This is a genomic window from Microbacterium sp. (assembly GCF_052099035.1).
Lineage (GTDB): Bacteria > Actinomycetota > Actinomycetes > Actinomycetales > Microbacteriaceae > Microbacterium.
In genome coordinates this window covers 14,273-29,780 of sequence record NZ_JBQDSX010000004.1, presented here as the reverse complement: position 1 = coordinate 29,780, position 15,508 = coordinate 14,273, and the positions used below count along the sequence as shown (strand labels likewise).

At 66.8% G+C, this 15,508-nt stretch carries 14 protein-coding genes; 5 read left to right on the top strand and 9 right to left on the bottom strand.

Features of this window, described 5'->3' with window-relative positions:
* Positions 1 to 2: 2 nt before the first annotated feature.
* Genes ACTIAO_RS02410 through ACTIAO_RS02400 form a run of 3 tightly spaced genes read right to left on the bottom strand, consistent with a single transcriptional unit; the run spans position 3 to position 3,201 of the window.
* Positions 3 to 866 (bottom strand): carbohydrate ABC transporter permease, encoded by an 864-nt coding sequence (locus ACTIAO_RS02410; RefSeq protein WP_441904782.1) that lies wholly within the window; start codon positions 864 to 866, stop codon positions 3 to 5.
* A 23-nt stretch (positions 867 to 889) separates the two neighbouring features.
* The gene (locus ACTIAO_RS02405) at positions 890 to 1,900 is read right to left on the bottom strand and encodes a carbohydrate ABC transporter permease (RefSeq protein WP_441904726.1); all 1,011 of its coding nucleotides are present in this window, start codon (positions 1,898 to 1,900) and stop codon (positions 890 to 892) included.
* Positions 1,901 to 1,908: 8 nt separating this feature from the next.
* Complete coding sequence (locus tag ACTIAO_RS02400) at positions 1,909 to 3,201, bottom strand: ABC transporter substrate-binding protein (RefSeq protein WP_441904725.1); 1,293 nt, start codon at positions 3,199 to 3,201, stop codon at positions 1,909 to 1,911.
* Positions 3,202 to 3,394: 193 nt separating this feature from the next.
* On the opposite strand from ACTIAO_RS02400, the gene ACTIAO_RS02395 reads away from it, so the two are divergent.
* The 3 genes from ACTIAO_RS02395 (at position 3,395) to ACTIAO_RS02385 (ending at position 7,098) form a co-directional block, all read left to right on the top strand.
* Complete coding sequence (locus tag ACTIAO_RS02395) at positions 3,395 to 4,393, top strand: LacI family DNA-binding transcriptional regulator (RefSeq protein ID WP_441904723.1); 999 nt, start codon at positions 3,395 to 3,397, stop codon at positions 4,391 to 4,393.
* Between the two features lie 96 nt (positions 4,394 to 4,489).
* Positions 4,490 to 5,677 carry a xylose isomerase gene (gene xylA, locus ACTIAO_RS02390; protein WP_441904722.1) on the top strand — a complete coding sequence of 396 codons (1,188 nt, stop codon included), beginning with the start codon at positions 4,490 to 4,492 and terminating at the stop codon, positions 5,675 to 5,677.
* Positions 5,678 to 5,796: 119 nt separating this feature from the next.
* Positions 5,797 to 7,098: a xylulokinase gene (locus tag ACTIAO_RS02385; RefSeq protein ID WP_441904721.1), complete on the top strand. Its 1,302-nt coding sequence runs from the start codon at positions 5,797 to 5,799 to the stop codon at positions 7,096 to 7,098.
* A 13-nt stretch (positions 7,099 to 7,111) separates the two neighbouring features.
* Here the strand turns inward: ACTIAO_RS02385 and ACTIAO_RS02380 are convergent, their stop codons facing one another.
* Genes ACTIAO_RS02380 through ACTIAO_RS02365 form a run of 4 tightly spaced genes read right to left on the bottom strand, consistent with a single transcriptional unit; the run spans position 7,112 to position 11,244 of the window.
* The gene (locus ACTIAO_RS02380) at positions 7,112 to 8,104 is read right to left on the bottom strand and encodes a DUF2804 domain-containing protein (RefSeq protein ID WP_441904720.1); all 993 of its coding nucleotides are present in this window, start codon (positions 8,102 to 8,104) and stop codon (positions 7,112 to 7,114) included.
* Entirely contained in the window at positions 8,101 to 9,126 is a 1,026-nt protein-coding gene (locus ACTIAO_RS02375) for a glycoside hydrolase family 2 TIM barrel-domain containing protein (RefSeq protein ID WP_441904719.1), read from the bottom strand. Before ACTIAO_RS02375 ends, ACTIAO_RS02380 begins: the two co-directional genes overlap by 4 nt.
* Positions 9,110 to 9,892: a hypothetical protein gene (locus ACTIAO_RS02370; protein ID WP_441904718.1), complete on the bottom strand. Its 783-nt coding sequence runs from the start codon at positions 9,890 to 9,892 to the stop codon at positions 9,110 to 9,112. The genes ACTIAO_RS02375 and ACTIAO_RS02370 overlap by 17 nt, the downstream gene beginning before the upstream one ends.
* Entirely contained in the window at positions 9,889 to 11,244 is a 1,356-nt protein-coding gene (locus tag ACTIAO_RS02365; RefSeq protein ID WP_441904717.1) for an MFS transporter, read from the bottom strand. The genes ACTIAO_RS02370 and ACTIAO_RS02365 overlap by 4 nt, the downstream gene beginning before the upstream one ends.
* Positions 11,245 to 11,316: 72 nt before the next feature.
* Here ACTIAO_RS02365 and ACTIAO_RS02360 point away from each other — a divergent pair, with 72 nt between their 5' ends.
* Entirely contained in the window at positions 11,317 to 12,321 is a 1,005-nt protein-coding gene (locus tag ACTIAO_RS02360; protein ID WP_441904716.1) for a LacI family DNA-binding transcriptional regulator, read from the top strand.
* A gap of 22 nt (positions 12,322 to 12,343) precedes the next feature.
* On the top strand, positions 12,344 to 13,063 hold the full coding sequence (locus ACTIAO_RS02355; protein ID WP_441904715.1) for a DUF6882 domain-containing protein: 720 nt from the start codon (positions 12,344 to 12,346) through the stop codon (positions 13,061 to 13,063).
* A 133-nt stretch (positions 13,064 to 13,196) separates the two neighbouring features.
* Here ACTIAO_RS02355 and ACTIAO_RS02350 read toward each other — a convergent pair whose 3' ends face one another.
* Entirely contained in the window at positions 13,197 to 14,084 is an 888-nt protein-coding gene (locus ACTIAO_RS02350) for a bifunctional methylenetetrahydrofolate dehydrogenase/methenyltetrahydrofolate cyclohydrolase (RefSeq protein ID WP_441904714.1), read from the bottom strand.
* A gap of 112 nt (positions 14,085 to 14,196) precedes the next feature.
* Positions 14,197 to 15,471, bottom strand: a complete 1,275-nt coding sequence (glyA, locus tag ACTIAO_RS02345; protein WP_441904781.1) for a serine hydroxymethyltransferase — start codon at positions 15,469 to 15,471, stop codon at positions 14,197 to 14,199.
* Positions 15,472 to 15,508 lie beyond the last annotated feature (37 nt).

Genomic DNA, 15,508 nt, shown 5'->3' with positions numbered 1-15,508 from the left:
GTTCAACCCTTCACCGCGCCGGTGAGCCCACCGACGATGCGGCGCTCGAACATGCTGAAGAAGATCAGTGCGGGCAGCATCGACAGCGACGTGTAGGCGAGCACGCGGGCCGTATCGACGGAGTACTGGGAGGCGAAGTTCTGCACCCCCAGCGGCAGGGTGAACAGGCTCTGGTCGCTGAGGATGAACAGCGGCAGCATGTAGCCGTTCCACGACCCGACGAAGGCGAGGATGCCGACGGTGATGACTCCCGGCAGACTCAGCGGGATCACCATGCGCCAGAAGAATCCGAGCCGGGAAGCACCGTCGATGGATGCTGCCTCTTCGAGCTCCTTCGGGATCGCGCGCAGGAACGGCACCAGGATGATGATCGTCGTCGGCAGCGCGAATGCGATCTGCGGCAGGATGATGCCCCCGAGACTGTTGACCAGGCCGAGGTTGCGGATCAGCAGGTACAACGGCGTGATCGCCACGGTGATCGGGAACATCAGCCCCGCAGCGAACAGGGAGTACATCACTCCGCGACCGCCGAAGTCGTAGCGGGCGATCACATAGCTGGCCATGATGCCCAGCAGTACGGCGCCGAGGGTCGTGCCGACGGCTGCGATCGTGGAGTTCAGCATCGCCGACCAGAACTCCGAGCTGGTGAGCACGTCGCCGTAGTTGGCGATCACCCAGGGCGCGGGGAATCCGGACGGATCCAGTGTGATCTGCGAGTTCGTGCGGAACCCGCCGAAGATGATGTAGAGCACCGGGGTGATGCAGATCGTGATGAGGATGATCGCGATGAGGTAGACGCCGGGGCTCCCCCAGCGCACCTTCGGCACTCGGCGCAGGCCACTGGGCTTCTTCGGTTGGACAAGCAGCGACGTGCTCAGGTTTTCCGTCGTCACTTCTTCTTCCTTCCGCTTTCCCCGGTCACTGCGCCTTGGGTGTCGCGACGCAGGACGAAGCGCTGGTAGACGAGAGCGATGACCAGGGAGATGATGAACAGCGTCACGGCGACGGCGTTTCCGTAGCCGTAGCTTCCGGCGAGGTGACCGTTCTGGTACATGTAGGTCGCCATCGTGGACGTGCCGGCGGTCGAGGCGATGTACTGCCCCCAGATGATGTTGACCAGGTCGAACAGCTGCAGTGAGCCGATGATCGACAGGAACGCCCAGATGCGGATGGTGGGTCCGAGCAGCGGCAGGGTGATGTGCCACTGAATCTTCCAGAAGCCGGCACCGTCAATGGCTGCCGCCTCGTAGAGCTCTTCAGGGATCGACTGCATGCCCGCGAGCATCAGGATCACGGCGAAGCCGATGTACTTCCACGTGATGATGACCATCAAGGTCCAGATCGCGATGGAGGGGTCGGCGAGCCAGGACTGCTGGAACTGTTCGAGACCCCACGTCTCCAGCAGGGAGTTCAGTGCGCCCGCATCCTGCATCATCAGGCTCCACCCGATGCCGACGATGACCTCTGAGATCACATAAGGCATGAAGATGAGCACGCGGATGATGGAGCGCCCGCGAATCTTCTGATTCAGCAGCAGCGCGAACAGGATCGCGATCGGCCCCTGCATGATGAGCGAGAGCACCACGATGATGAAGTTGTGTCCCACCGCCTCGCGGAAGGCATCGTCCTGCCAGATCAGGATGTAGTTATCGAAACCGACGAACTCGGTCGGCCAGCCGAAGCCGTTCCATTTGAAGAAGCCGTAGTAGGACGCCATCACCACGGGGAAGATGACGAACCCGACGAAAACGATCAGAGCAGGGCCAGAGAGGAGCGCGATCTCACCACGTTTGCGCCAGTCGACGCGTCGCGGTCGCCGCACCGGGGCAGGCTGTTCGCCTGCCCCGGTACGAGCATTCTTCTCAGGCACAGCAGTTGCCGCTACCTGAATATCGGTCATCGGCCGGCTCAGCCTCTCGCCGAAGCGGTGGTGATCGTCTCGACGAGCTTGTCCGGTGTGCCTTGACCGGCGAGCATCTCCACGACGCCCACGTTCAGCGCGTTGCCGACGTTCTGGCCGAGCGCGGTGTCCAGCCACAGGGAGACGTACGGTGCGTTGCTGTATGCCTCCATCAGCGGGATGAGCGACGGGTCGGTGACAGCACCGGTAGCCTCCTGCGAGGCGGGGATGGTCTGGAAGGCCTCAGCGTACTTCTCCTGCCACTCCTTGGATGAGACGAAGTTGAGGAACTCCTCGCAGGCTGCGGGCGAATCCGCCGAGCACGAGTAGCCATCGACGCCGCCCATCATCGCTCCGGGCTCGCCGTCGCCACCGCTCACCTCAGGGAACGGGAACCAGCCGAGGTCCGGCAGGGGCTGCTCATCCGGGGTCAGGCTCGCGATCACGCCGACGTTCCATGCGCCCATCAGCTCCATGGCGGCCTGATGGTTGGCGACCAGTCCAGCGGACGAGTTCGCACCTTCCTGGGCGGACGTGGTCAGGAAGCCCTTGTTGAACGGCTCGATACCCGCGAAGTCGGCGAGGTTCTCCGCGGCGGTCAGCCAGCACTCGTCCGTGAAGTCGGGGTCGGTGGCGAGTGTGGAGACGATGACCTGATCGCAGGCGCGCAGCGCGAAGAAGTAGTACCAGTGCGCTGCCGGCCAGGCATCCTTGGCGCCGAGGGCGATCGGCTGGATGCCGGCGCTCTTGAGCTTGTCAACCGCGGCCTCGAGGTCGTCCAGAGTCTTGGGCTCTTCGGTGACCCCCGCCTGCTCGAACAGGTCCTTGCTGTAGAAGATTCCACCGGGAAGCACGGCGCTGGGCATGCCGTAGATCTTGTCGTCGACGGTGAACGCGGCGAAGGGGGCTTCACCGAATGCAGTCTTCACGTCGTCGTTGATGAGGCCGGTGAGGTCCTTCACCTTGCCTGCTTCGACGATGTCGGCGAGCTTGCCGCCACCGCGTGCCATGAAGATATCGGGCATGTCTCCGGAGTTGACGGCGGTCTGCAGCTTGCCGTCCATGTCCTCGTTCTGGATGGACGAGACCTTGATCGTGACGTCGGAGTGCTCCTCGCTGAATGCTGCGGCGGCGTCCTCCCAGTACTGCTTCCCATCGCCGGTGGTGGAGTTGTGCCACATCGTGAGGGTGACGTCTCCTCCCTCGGCCGTATCGCCAGATCCACCTGAGCAGGCGGTCAGGCCTACTGCCATCAGGGCGGCGACGACAATCGCCCCGCCTCGTGCGTTGCGCATCTTCATGCCGTGTGCTCCTCTTCGTCGAGTGATTGTCTACATCGGGTGATCGCACCGCTTCATCGAGCGGTGATTGCGGCCAGAGCAGTCCATTTGTTGCCAGCAACACCAATCTTCCGTGCGCTAACTCTGACACCCACCGCCGCGCCGTGTCAAACGTTATCGATAACGTTTTCGACACCGTAGATATAGTAAAGCCATGAACCGCCGGACCACGATCCATGACGTCGCCCGCGCTGCCGGAGTCTCGGTCGCGACGGTGTCGAAGGCGATCAACGGACGCTACGGCGTCTCGCCGGAGACGATGGCGACTGTGATGGGCGTCGTCACCGAGCTGGGTTACGAGAGCTCGCTGGTCGCCACATCGATGCGCCGCCGGAGCACGAACGTGATCGGAGTGCTCGTCGCGGAGTTCGAGCCATTCGCCCTGCAGCTGCTCCGAGGAGCGTCCACAGCGCTCGAGAACACCGACTACGACGTCCTCGCCTACGCCGGGACCGTCTCTGCCGGTGAGCACCTGGGGTGGGAGCGCCGGTCGCTGTCCCGCCTGGGCGGCACCCTCATCGACGGCGCCATTCTGGTCACCCCGACCACCACCCGCACTCAGACGTCCGTGCCGATCGTCGCCGTCGACCCCCATGTCGGCGCAGACGATCCCGCCACGGTGAGCGTGGCGAACGACGAAGGCGCCCGTGCGGCCACCGAACACCTCATTTCACTGGGCCATCGTCGGATCGCGCATCTGCGTGGCCGAACCGACCTCGAATCCGCGCAGGAGCGTGAGCGCGGCTACCGCGAGGCGCTGGATGCCGCCGGCATCCCGTTCGACCCTGCGCTCGTCGCAGACGGCGGCTACCGCGCGGCCGACTCGACGGCCGCCGCGAACGCGATCCTCGACCTGCCCGATACGCCCACCGCCGTCTTCGCCGCCAACGACCTCTCGGCCATCGAGATGATGCGAATCGCTGCCGCGCGCGGCCTGCGTGTGCCGGATGACATCTCGGTCGTCGGCTTCGACGACATCCTCGATGCCGCATCGCACGCACCCCAGCTCACGACCGTGCGGCAGCCGCTGCCGGAGATGGGAACAGCCGCGGTGACGATGCTGCTCGACGTTCTGCAAGGACACGAGCCCGAGCCGATCCGGATGCCGACGACCCTCATCGTGCGCGAGTCGACTGCCCCTCCGCGGGCCTGACGATCTTTCGGCGCATCGCGATTGCGAACTGCCCCTCGATGGCTTATGTTGTCTATCACAACTTATTTTTGAGCCACCGCTTGCAGAGGAGCAGCCATGCCCACCCCCACCCGCGACGACAAGTTCTCCTTCGGCCTGTGGACCGTCGACTACAACGGCACCGATCCCTTCGGCGGTCCGACCCGCCCGCGCCTCGACGTCGTCCACGCCGTGGAGAAGCTCGCTGAGCTCGGTGCCTACGGTCTGACCTTCCACGACGACGACCTGTTCGCCTTCGGCTCGACCGACGCTGAGCGTCAGAACCAGATCGATCGTCTGAAGGGCGCGCTGGCCGACACCGGCCTCATCGTCCCGATGGTGACCACGAACCTGTTCAGTGCTCCGGTCTTCAAGGACGGCGGCTTCACCTCGAACGACCGCGACGTGCGTCGCTACGCACTGCGCAAGGTCTTCCGTCAGCTCGACCTCGGCGCTGAGCTGGGCGCGAAGACCTTCGTCATGTGGGGCGGCCGCGAGGGCGCCGAGTACGACTCTGCCAAGGACGTCCGCCAGGCACTCGAGCGCTACCGCGAGGCGGTCAACCTGCTCGGCGACTACGTCACCGACAAGGGCTATGACATCCGCTTCGCCATCGAGCCCAAGCCCAACGAGCCCCGCGGCGACATCCTGCTGCCCACCCTCGGCCACGCCATCGCCTTCATCGGCTCGCTCGAGCGCTCCGAACTGTTCGGTGTGAACCCCGAGGTCGGCCACGAGCAGATGGCGGGGCTCAACTTCGCCGCCGGCATCGCTCAGGCGCTGTACCACGGCAAGCTCTTCCACATCGACCTCAACGGCCAGCGCGGCATCAAGTACGACCAGGACCTCGTGTTCGGTCACGGCGACCTGCACAACGCATTCGCCCTCGTCGACCTGCTCGAGAACGGCGGCCCCGGAGGGGTCCCGGCCTACGACGGCCCCCGCCACTTCGACTACAAGCCCTCGCGCACCGAGGACGAGACCGGCGTCTGGGCCTCTGCTGCCGCAAACATGCGCACCTACCTGCTCCTCAAGGAGCGTGCCGCGGCATTCCGTGCCGACCCCGAGGTGCAGGAGGCCCTGGCTGCGTCCAAGGTCGCCGAGCTCGCCGAGCCGACCCTGAACCCAGGTGAGTCGTACGACGACTTCCTCGCCGACCGCAGCGCCTTCGAGGACTTCGACGCCGACGCCTACCTGGGCGGCAAGGGCTTCGGGTTCGTCCGCCTGCAGCAGCTCGCCACCGAGCACCTGCTCGGCGCTCGCTGATCCCACTCCCGCCCGCGCCCCCTCTGAGTGTCGACGCCCCCTCGCAGACGCGTGTCTGCGAGGGGGCGCGGACACTGCGGAGGGGCGTCGGCGGCGAACCAAACGAGAGGATGCCGAACATGGCACTGGTGATCGGGGTCGACAGCTCGACCCAGTCCTGCAAGGTCGTCGTCGTGGATTCCGCGACCGGCGCCATCGAGCGCACCGGCCGCGCATCGCACCCGAACGGCACATCGGTCGATCCCGAGACGTGGTGGGAGGCCCTGAAGTCCGCAATCGCGGATGCTGGCGGCCTCAGCGATATCGCCGCATGGGCGATCGGCGGGCAGCAGCACGGAATGGTCGCGCTCGACGCCGACGGGCGCGTCATCCGCGACGCCCTGCTGTGGAACGACACCCGATCGGCGGATGCCGCGGCGGACCTGATCGCAGAGTTCGGCGCGGAGCAGCTCGCCGCGCGCACGGGGCTCGTGCCCGTGGCATCCTTCACGATCACAAAGCTGCGCTGGTTGCGCGACAACGAGCCGGAGAATGCGGCCCGCGTCGCGGCCGTCGCTCTCCCCCATGACTGGCTGACCTGGCGGCTGCGCGGGTTCGGACCCGCCGAGTCCTCCACCCACGGGCCGAATCTCGACGAACTCGTCACCGACCGTTCCGATGCTTCAGGCACCGGCTACTGGAATCCAGCCACCGGCGAATACGACCGCGAGCTGCTGATCGCGGCACTCGGTCACGATGCACTGCTCCCCCGAGTGCTCGCTCATGACGAGTCGGTGCGCGATGCCGATGGTCGAATCGTCGGACCCGGTGCCGGCGACAACGCGGGCGCCGCACGCGGCCTCGACGCGAAACCGGGCGATGCGGTCGTATCCATCGGCACATCCGGCACCGTGTTCGCCGTGAGCAGCTCTCCGATCACCGACCCGTCGGGCACCGTGGCGGGGTTCGCCGACGCGACCGGCAACTTCCTCCCCCTGGTCGCGACGATGAACGCCGCGCGCGTGCTGGCTGCGACAGCATCCCTGCTCGACGTCTCGCTCGACGAGCTCAGCGCCCTCGCGCTCGAAACCGAACCGGGCGCCGGCGGCCTCACCCTCGTTCCCTATTTCGAGGGTGAGCGCACACCGAACCTTCCGGATGCGACCGCCGAGCTCACCGGCATGACGCTGTCGTCGACGACCCGCCCGAACCTCGCGCGCGCCGCCGTCGAGGGGATGCTGCGGGGCCTCGGCGGGGGGATGGATGCGCTGCGCGCCCTCGGCATCCCCCTCGAACGCGCCCTGCTGATCGGAGGCGGTGCGCAGTCCGAAGCGGTTCGTGTCGTCGCCGCCGATGTGCTCGGGCTTCCTGTCGAGGTGCCGGAGCCCGCCGAGTACGTCGCGGTGGGTGCCGCACGCCAGGCCGCGAGTCTCCTCGACTGACCGGCGCGACGCATCACCAGCGGTTGGCGACGTCCTCCGCCCAGCCGAACAGCGACGTGATCTCGATGCGCGCGCCATCGACGCGGATCCAGCCGTCGAACGTGCCGAACACCTGATCGCCCCGGGTGCCGATCGGCCCCAGGTTGGTCCGTGATCGGTGGTCGTACTCCGGTGTGAGCGTGACGTCGACGTCCGTGCCGACGATGCGCCACGGCTTCATCGGCTGCTCGAGGTCGTAGTCCCAGCGCAGCTGCTCGGAGATCTTGGTGGCGTGCCCGTCGACGATGAGCGCGTTCTCGGTCATTCCGGTGCCCTCCGTCCACCGAGCACCGAACTGGAGTCCCACGAGATGGCCGTCGGTGTGTCCCACGGCTGCTGCCCAGTTCCACCGCACGTTGTGATGCCAGCGACCACGACCGTGATCGAGCACGGACCAGGCGTTCTCGAGATCGGTGCCGACGCCGTCGATCTCGATATGCCCGGTCGCTGGCCGCACGACATCCTTCACCGTGTACTGGAATCGCCGCTTGCTCCACGGCACGACCACCGCCATCGATTCATGCTCGGCCTCCCGCTCGGCGCTGATGCACACCGAGAGTCCCGGGGCCTTCGCCGTGATCTTCGTGGCACCGCGCACTTCGGTGATCTCGATCTCCAGGCCCCGCATCTTCGCCGTCGCCGGCCCCGCACCGAGCGACGGGGGCAGCGTCGCGGTCCAGGGTCCGCCGACTTTGCCGCGGTCGATCGTGACACCGGTGCGGCGATCATGCACCCAGAAACCGTGCACTGCGGCGTAGTCGAGGGACGAGACCGTGATCGACACGATGTGGGTCGGGCTGACGATCGCCCAGTACTCCCAGCGCTTGTTCCGACCCCGGTCGCGGATGCCGCCTCCAATCCCGGAGGTGTCGTGCATCGGCGTACGGCTCCAGCCGACGGCATCCGGGTTGAGGTCTCCACCCGGCAGGCACAACGCGACGGGACTCGTGATCTCGCGTTCGGTCATGGTTCATTCCTTTCTTGCGGCGTCGCCGGGGTGCCGGCGGCCGCATCGAACAACTCGCGGAACTGGGCGTTCAGCGCCCGGACCATCTGGGGGTCCGGTTTCACGGCGGTGCGATCGGCTGTGAGCAGTCCGTTGGACTCGTCTTCGACGTCGGCGAGCTGCGTGTACACGGTGGCTGACAGGCCCCGTGCGATCGCCGGGAGCACCTCGCGCCGGTGCAGCTTCTCGTAGGCTCCGGTGAGCTCCTCCCGCGATGAGTATCGACGGTAGCCGAACTCCTTCTCGGGGCAATCGTGGCCGGGCAGGCGCAGGCTGTAGCCGCCGTACTCGGAGACGACGAGCGCGCGACCGTCGCGGCCCCACCACCGCGCGGGACGAATCGGCTGGAAGTACACGTGGAGGCTGCGCAGGTCACCGGCATCCTGATCGTGCCATCCGCTCGCATGATCGATGATCCGGTCCGGATCCCGCTGGCGCACGCGCTCGGCGGTCTCGGCCGCGTCGAACTGCCCCCAGCCCTCGTTGAAGGGAACCCAGGTCACCACCGACGGAGAGTTGCGCAGCAGATCCACCGTGGAATCCAGCTCGTCGAGGAACTGTGCGCGCCCCTCGGCATCTGACCTTCCGAAGGCGCCGTAGCGGTGGTCGGAGATGCCGATGTGCGGCGAGATGACCGGAGCCGTGATGACCCACGGCTTGTAGCGCTCCCCGCCGTTGACGGCGTCCTGCCAGACGAGAATGCCGAGGCGATCGCAGTGGTGATACCAGCGCAGCGGCTCGATCTTGATGTGCTTGCGGATCATCGTGAAGCCGAGATCCTTCATCGCTGCGACATCGGCTTCCAGCGCCGCGTCATCCGGCTGCGTGTAGAGACCGCCGGGCCAGTAGCCCTGATCGAGCACCCCGATGTGCGGGTAGGGATCGCCGTTCAGATGCAGACGCGGGATGCCGCGGGCATCCGCCTGCACGCCGACGCTGCGCAGGCCGACGTAGCTCGTGACGACGTCATCCGCGAGCGTCACCTCCACGTCGTAGAGGTGGGGGGGCTTCCGGGGACCACAGGCGCGGGTCCGAAATCTGCAGCTGCAGAACGTCACCGGATGCGCCCTCGGCCTGGGCGACGGTCGCGCCATTCTGGCTGATCGTCACAGCCACCGTGCTCGGTGACGACGTCTCGACGGTGATCTCCACCGATGCATCCGGCATCCCTTTTCGCGCATCGGGGGTGCGCATGCGCAGCCCCGTGATGTGCACGTCGGGAACGTCTTCCAGCCACACCGACTGCCAGATTCCGGACTGGGCGGTGTACCAGATGCCGCCGCGCTCCAGGCGCTGCTTGCCCACCGAGTGATGCGATGTATCGCTGACGTCGCGCACTTCGACGACGAGCTCGTGTTCGGCGCTAGTGCCGGCACTGGTGCCGAGCGCATCGGTGATGTCGACGGTGAAGGGCAGGTAGCCGCCCACGTGCGCGGCGACCTCCACCCCATCGATGAGCACACGGCACGACTGATCGACCGCTCCGAAGTGCAGCAGAGTGCGATGCCCCGGGGCCGCTACGATGTCCAGCCGCCGGCGATACCAGAGCGACTCGTGCGGCTGTAGTTGGCGCCCCACCCCGGAAAGCTCCGCCTCCGGCGAGAAGGGCACGAGGATGCTGCCATCCCAGATCCCGGGAGCAATGCCCGCGGCTGTGAACGCGTAGTCCCACCGCCCGTTGAGGATCGTGTAGTTCTTGCGCACGAGCTGGGGGCGCGGGTACTCGGGGAACGGCACGGCATCCGTCATCGTCTGCGTCCTTCTATTCGCGTGCGTCCTTCTATTCGCGTGCGGACGATGGCCAGCACGGGCACGAAGATGAGCACTGCCGCGGCCGCGAGGAACATCTCGGGGCCGGGGACGGGCTTGGATACGCCCATGTCCACATACGTCTGACCGGCGCCGGAGATCACCCACGCGCCGAGGAAGGGCCCCACGATCATCGGCACCATGATCGCCATCACCATGCGGATGCCCTGCACCATGCCGGCGCGACCATCCGGCGTCTCATCGCGCACGGTCGCCGAGATCGATGCTGTCGCGAGCATCATCCCACCGAGCGCGAGGGATGCGGCGACGATCACGAAGACCATGTCGCGGGCGAAGAACATCAGCACCAGTCCCGCGGCGAACAGCAGGGTCGCGGGCAGCAGCACGCGGCGCTTGCCGACTCGATCCATCACCCGGCCGCCGAGCACGCTGATCACAGCCGCGGCGATCAGCGAGACGCCGAGCACCAGCGCATACGAGTCGACCTGCAGCCAGTGCTGCAGGTAGATGATCACGTAGGGCAGGAAGACCTGGCTCGAAGTGCCGACGATGAGCCAGAGCCCGAGCGAGACATACAGCGCTCTGTTCGCGCGGATGACGGAGGGCCGGAATCCCTCGATCAGTCGAGCGGCGACAGACGGGCTGTTCGCGTCCGTCGCATCACGGATGCCGGCATGCGGCTCGTCGCGGACGAGGAACCAGGAGATGACTCCGGTCACGATCGTGACCGCACCGACGATCGCGAAGAAGAGTCGCCACTCGCCCGCACGTGTGAGGCCGTCCAGCAATCCGAAGACAAGGAGCATGGCCATCAGCGGCATGATCGCGAGCACACCGTCGACTCGCCCACGCGTGCGGACGGTCGTCGCCTCAGTCACCCAGGCACCGAACGCCGCATCGTTCGCGCCCGAGCCGAACACGCTCATGACGCAGTCGAGCACGATCACGCCGACGACCGCCGCGAGCACGTAGGGACCCGCCACAGCGCCCGATTCGGGAGCCAGCAGCCCGAACGCTGCGGTGCAGGCGCCCCAGGCGAGGTAGCCGACCGCGATGAAGACGCGCCGCCGGCGCACTCGGTCAGACCATGCCCCGACGAAGATCGTCGCGGCGGTCGCGGCCACCGCGCTGAGGGCGACCATCGTTGCGATCGCGGTCGGGTCAGGGGTGATCGTCTCGTACACGAACACGTTCAGATACATGTTCTCGACGGTCCAGGCGAGCTGCCCCACCAGTCCGATGACGATCACGGTCGTCCACAGGCGTGCCCCGGGGCGTTCTCGCGCCGCGCCGGTACCGGGCGCGGCGGAGTGGGGGTGCGATGACGTCATCGTCGATACCTCAAGTTGGATTCTCGTGGCGTGGCTATTTTCCACGTGGCAAACACCTAATACTCTAGTGCAGTGGTCACACAGATGGATGTCGCGAAGCGCGCGGGAGTGGGACGCCGCACTGTCTCCAACGTCGTCATCGGCTTCCCGCACGTCAGCGACGAGGTCCGTGCACGGGTGCTGCGCGCGATCGACGAGCTCGGGTACGTCCCCAACCGTGCCGCACAGCGGTTGCGCACCGGACGCAGCGGCATCATCGCACTGACCGTGCCCGAACTCGGTGTCGGCTACTTCGGAGAGCTCGCGAACCTCATCATCGAGGAGGCAGCACGCCGCGGGGTCGGGACGATCGTCGCCCAGACGCACGGATCCCGGGATCAGGAACTCGCCGAAATCGAGCGGATGCTCGCGCTGCAGCCCGACGGCATCATCACGAGCCCGCTCGGGCTCACCTCGAACGACATCGACAACATCACGCAGCGCACGAACGCCGCCATCATCGGCGAGCACTTCTACGGCGACGGCATCCCCACTATCGCGATCGACAACTCTGCCGCAGCATCCGATGTCATCGGCGACCTGGTCGCCTCGGGGCGCCGCCGCATCGCCTACATCGGCGCAGAAGGTCCCCTGCCGCGCTTCAACGAGCTGCGTCGGGCAGGGTACCTGTCCGCACTCGCAGATCACGGGCTCGAACCGATCACGGACATCACCGTGACCGACTTCACCTCCCCAGCGGGTCTCGAGGCCGGGGCGCAGGTGGCACGCCGCATCGAGGCGGGCGATGGCATCGACGCGGTGTTCTGCGTCACCGACGAGGTCGCCATCGGCGTCATCCGCGGTCTGCACGACGCCGAGCTCAGCGTCCCCGACGACGTCGCTGTCTCCGGCTTCGACGACGTGCCGGAGGGCCGCTACCTGACGCCGCGGCTGAGCACTGTCACACCCGATAAGCAGGAGATCGCGCGCCGCGCGGTCGATGCCGCACTGGGCACGGCATCCGACGGAACCATCGGGTACGCACTGGCGACCCGTGAGAGCACAGTGGCGAATGAGAGCACAGTGGCGAAATCATAGGATCTGCGGCCAAACTGGACACATGACCTTCGCAGCACTTCAGCCACTCGCCGACCGCGCGGCCCTCTTCGCCGCCCTCCGCCAGGATGCGCTCACCGCCGCCGTCGACGCGCTCGGCGAGCACCGCTGGGATGCCGACATGGCAGCGGGCACCTTGACGTTCAGCTCGATCGCGAACCCTGCACAGAACATCGTCACGCGTCCGCACCTGATCGCGACGATCGCGCCCGGACCGCGCTCACTGCTGTGGGCATGGGCGCACCCCCAGGGTGACCCGCAGGGCATCGCCGCGCAGCTGCGGGACTACGGCGCCCAGTACGACCTGGCCGATCTGACTCAGGCCGAGCTGCCTTTCCCCGAAGACACCGGCGCCGACCTCGACACCTGGATCGCCGACACCGCCCACCAGATCGGCACCATCGCCACCGAGATCACCGGCCGCTCCCCCTACTTCGCAGCGCCCCTAGACGGCGGAACGCGCGCGGTGTTCCTGCTGGAGGCGTCGATTCCGGCGAGCACGGTTGCCGAGGCCGCGGCCAAGGCCCCGCGCATCCTGTCGACCCTGGAGCTCGGTGACGCTCGCTCCTCGGTGTGGGATGCGGCGCGTCTGGCCGGCTGGAACCTGGAGTGGACAGACGCCGACTTCACCGGGGCGACAGTCTCGGATGCTTCGGGCTCGGCGACGTTCCGCTTCGACGAACAGGCTCGCATCACCGGCATCGAGGGCAGCCTCGGCGGCTGACGAGCCGTCCGCGCCGTGGCATCCGCCCTTCGCTGTCGTCGACCGCGCCCCGATCTGCTGACCATGTCCCGATCTGCTGAGGTTCTGTGCGAATAGCTCAGCAAATCGGGACATAGTCCGCTGATCGGGACACTCAGTCGGCAGCAGCCAGGCGCTCGGCCGCCTCGACGACGTTCGTCATGAGCAGCGCGACCGTCATCGGTCCGACGCCACCGGGGTTGGGCGACAGGTAGCCAGCAACTTCGGCGACGTCCGGGTGCACGTCCCCGAAGACCTTGCTCTTGCCGGACTCCGGGTCATCCTCGCGCGTGACGCCCACATCGAGCACCGCGGCACCCGGCTTGACGTCCTCCGCGCGGATGAGGTGCTTCATGCCGGCAGCCGCGACGATGAGATCGGCCTCGCGCAGATACCGCGGCATGTCGACGGTGCCCGTGTGCGTGAGCGTGACCGTGGCGTTCAGGTCGCGACGGGTGAGCAGCAGGCCGATCGAGCGGCCGATCGTGACACCGCGGCCCACGACGACGACATGCTTGCCTTTGAGGTCGTAGTCGTTGCGCAGCAGCAGCTCGATCACACCGCGCGGCGTGCACGGCAGCGGCGTGTGGATCGGCGCGTTGACGTTGAGCACGAGCCGGCCGAGGTTGGTGGGGTGCAGGCCGTCGGCATCCTTGGCCGGATCGATGCGCTCGAGGATCGCATCGGTGTCGATGTGCTTCGGCAGGGGCAGCTGCACGATGTAGCCGTGGCAGTCGGCGTCGGCGTTGAGCTCGTCGATCAGCGCTTCGACCTCGGCCTGGGTGGCATCGGCCGGCAGCTCGCGCTGGATCGAGTTCATGCCGATCGCTTCGGACTGGCGGTGCTTCATCCCGACATAGAGCTGGGATGCCGGGTCGGCGCCCACGAGCACGGTGGCGATGCCCGGCACGATTCCCTGCGCACGCAGCGCCGCGACCCGCTCGGTCAGCTCCGCCTTGATCTCTGCTGCCGCAGCCTTGCCGTCCAGTATTTGCGCGGTCATGTCATCTTCCTCTCGAGCAGGTGGCGCCGAGAAACCATCTTCTGCGTGAGACACCACCGCAGAGGGGGTGTCTCACGCGGGAAGTGATGTCTCGCGGCGGGCGGGGCAGAAATTACTGCTGCAGGTCGGGGTACAGCGGGAACGCCGACGCCAGAGTGTCGACGCGGGCCTTCAGCGCGGCAGTGTCGGCACCCGGAAGCAGCGCGAGCGCGATGATGTCAGCGACCTCGGCGAACTCGGCATCCCCGAATCCGCGGGTGGCGAGCGCTGCCGTGCCGATGCGGAGCCCTGAGGTGACCATCGGCGGACGCGGGTCGTTCGGGACCGCGTTGCGGTTCACCGTGATGTGGATGTCGTGCAGCAGGTCCTCGGCCTGCTTGCCGTCGATCGCGGCATCGCGGAGGTCGACGAGCACGAGGTGCACATCGGTTCCCCCCGAGCGCACAGCGATGCCGGCATCCTTCACGTCCTGCTGGGTGAGGCGATCAGCGAGCATCGAAGCACCCGAGAGCGTGCGCACCTGACGGTCCTTGAACTCCGGGGTGGCTGCGAGCTTGAACGCGGTGGCCTTCGCGGCGATCACGTGCATGAGCGGGCCGCCCTGCTGCCCCGGGAACACGGCCGAGTTGATCTTCTTCGCGATGTCCGGGTCGTTGGAGAGGATGAAGCCCGAGCGCGGACCACCGATCGTCTTGTGCACGGTCGACGAGACGACATGCGCGTGCGGCACCGGGTTGGGGTGCAGCCCTGCGGCGACGAGACCGGCGAAGTGCGCCATGTCGACCCACAGCAGCGCACCGACCTCATCGGCAATCGCACGGAATGCAGCGAAATCGAGGTGACGCGGGTAGGCGGACCAACCGGCGACGATGACCTTGGGCTTGTGCTCGATGGCGAGGCGGCGAACCTCGTCCATGTCGACGAGCGAGGTCTCCGGGTCGACCCCGTAGGCGACAATGTCGTACAGGCGGCCGGAGAAGTTGATCTTCATGCCGTGCGTGAGGTGACCGCCGTGGTCGAGCGAGAGTCCGAGGAGCGTGTCGCCGGGGCGGGCGATCGCGTGCATGACCGCCGCGTTCGCCGTCGCGCCGGAGTGCGGCTGCACGTTCGCGAACTCGGCACCGAACAGCGACTTCACGCGCTCGATGGCGAGGGATTCTGCGACGTCGACCTCTTCGCAGCCGCCGTAGTAGCGACGACCGGGGTAGCCCTCGGCGTACTTGTTCGTGAGCACCGACCCCTGCGACTGCAGGACGGAGACGGGCACGAAGTTCTCGGATGCGATCATCTCGAGGAACGTGCGCTGGCGGTTCAGTTCACGGTCGAGGACGTCGGCGATCTCCGGGTCGACCTCTGAGAGCGGGGCGTTGAAGTACGGATCGGTCATGTCGTCCTCTTTCGTTGCGGAATAAATGTCATCGGGA

Bases quoted from the DNA above. Each gene is read 5' to 3' on its own strand.
- glyA (WP_441904781.1), bottom strand. From the start codon at position 15,471: ATGACCGATCCGTACTTCAACGCCCCGCTCTCAGAGGTCGACCCGGAG.
- ACTIAO_RS02395 (WP_441904723.1), top strand. From the start codon at position 3,395: ATGAACCGCCGGACCACGATCCATGACGTCGCCCGCGCTGCCGGAGTC.
- ACTIAO_RS02350 (WP_441904714.1), bottom strand. From the start codon at position 14,084: ATGACCGCGCAAATACTGGACGGCAAGGCTGCGGCAGCAGAGATCAAG.
- ACTIAO_RS02405 (WP_441904726.1), bottom strand. From the start codon at position 1,900: ATGACCGATATTCAGGTAGCGGCAACTGCTGTGCCTGAGAAGAATGCT.
- xylA (WP_441904722.1), top strand. From the start codon at position 4,490: ATGCCCACCCCCACCCGCGACGACAAGTTCTCCTTCGGCCTGTGGACC.
- ACTIAO_RS02400 (WP_441904725.1), bottom strand. From the start codon at position 3,201: ATGAAGATGCGCAACGCACGAGGCGGGGCGATTGTCGTCGCCGCCCTG.
- ACTIAO_RS02370 (WP_441904718.1), bottom strand. From the start codon at position 9,892: ATGACGGATGCCGTGCCGTTCCCCGAGTACCCGCGCCCCCAGCTCGTG.
- ACTIAO_RS02385 (WP_441904721.1), top strand. From the start codon at position 5,797: ATGGCACTGGTGATCGGGGTCGACAGCTCGACCCAGTCCTGCAAGGTC.
- ACTIAO_RS02355 (WP_441904715.1), top strand. From the start codon at position 12,344: ATGACCTTCGCAGCACTTCAGCCACTCGCCGACCGCGCGGCCCTCTTC.
- ACTIAO_RS02380 (WP_441904720.1), bottom strand. From the start codon at position 8,104: ATGACCGAACGCGAGATCACGAGTCCCGTCGCGTTGTGCCTGCCGGGT.
- ACTIAO_RS02365 (WP_441904717.1), bottom strand. From the start codon at position 11,244: ATGACGTCATCGCACCCCCACTCCGCCGCGCCCGGTACCGGCGCGGCG.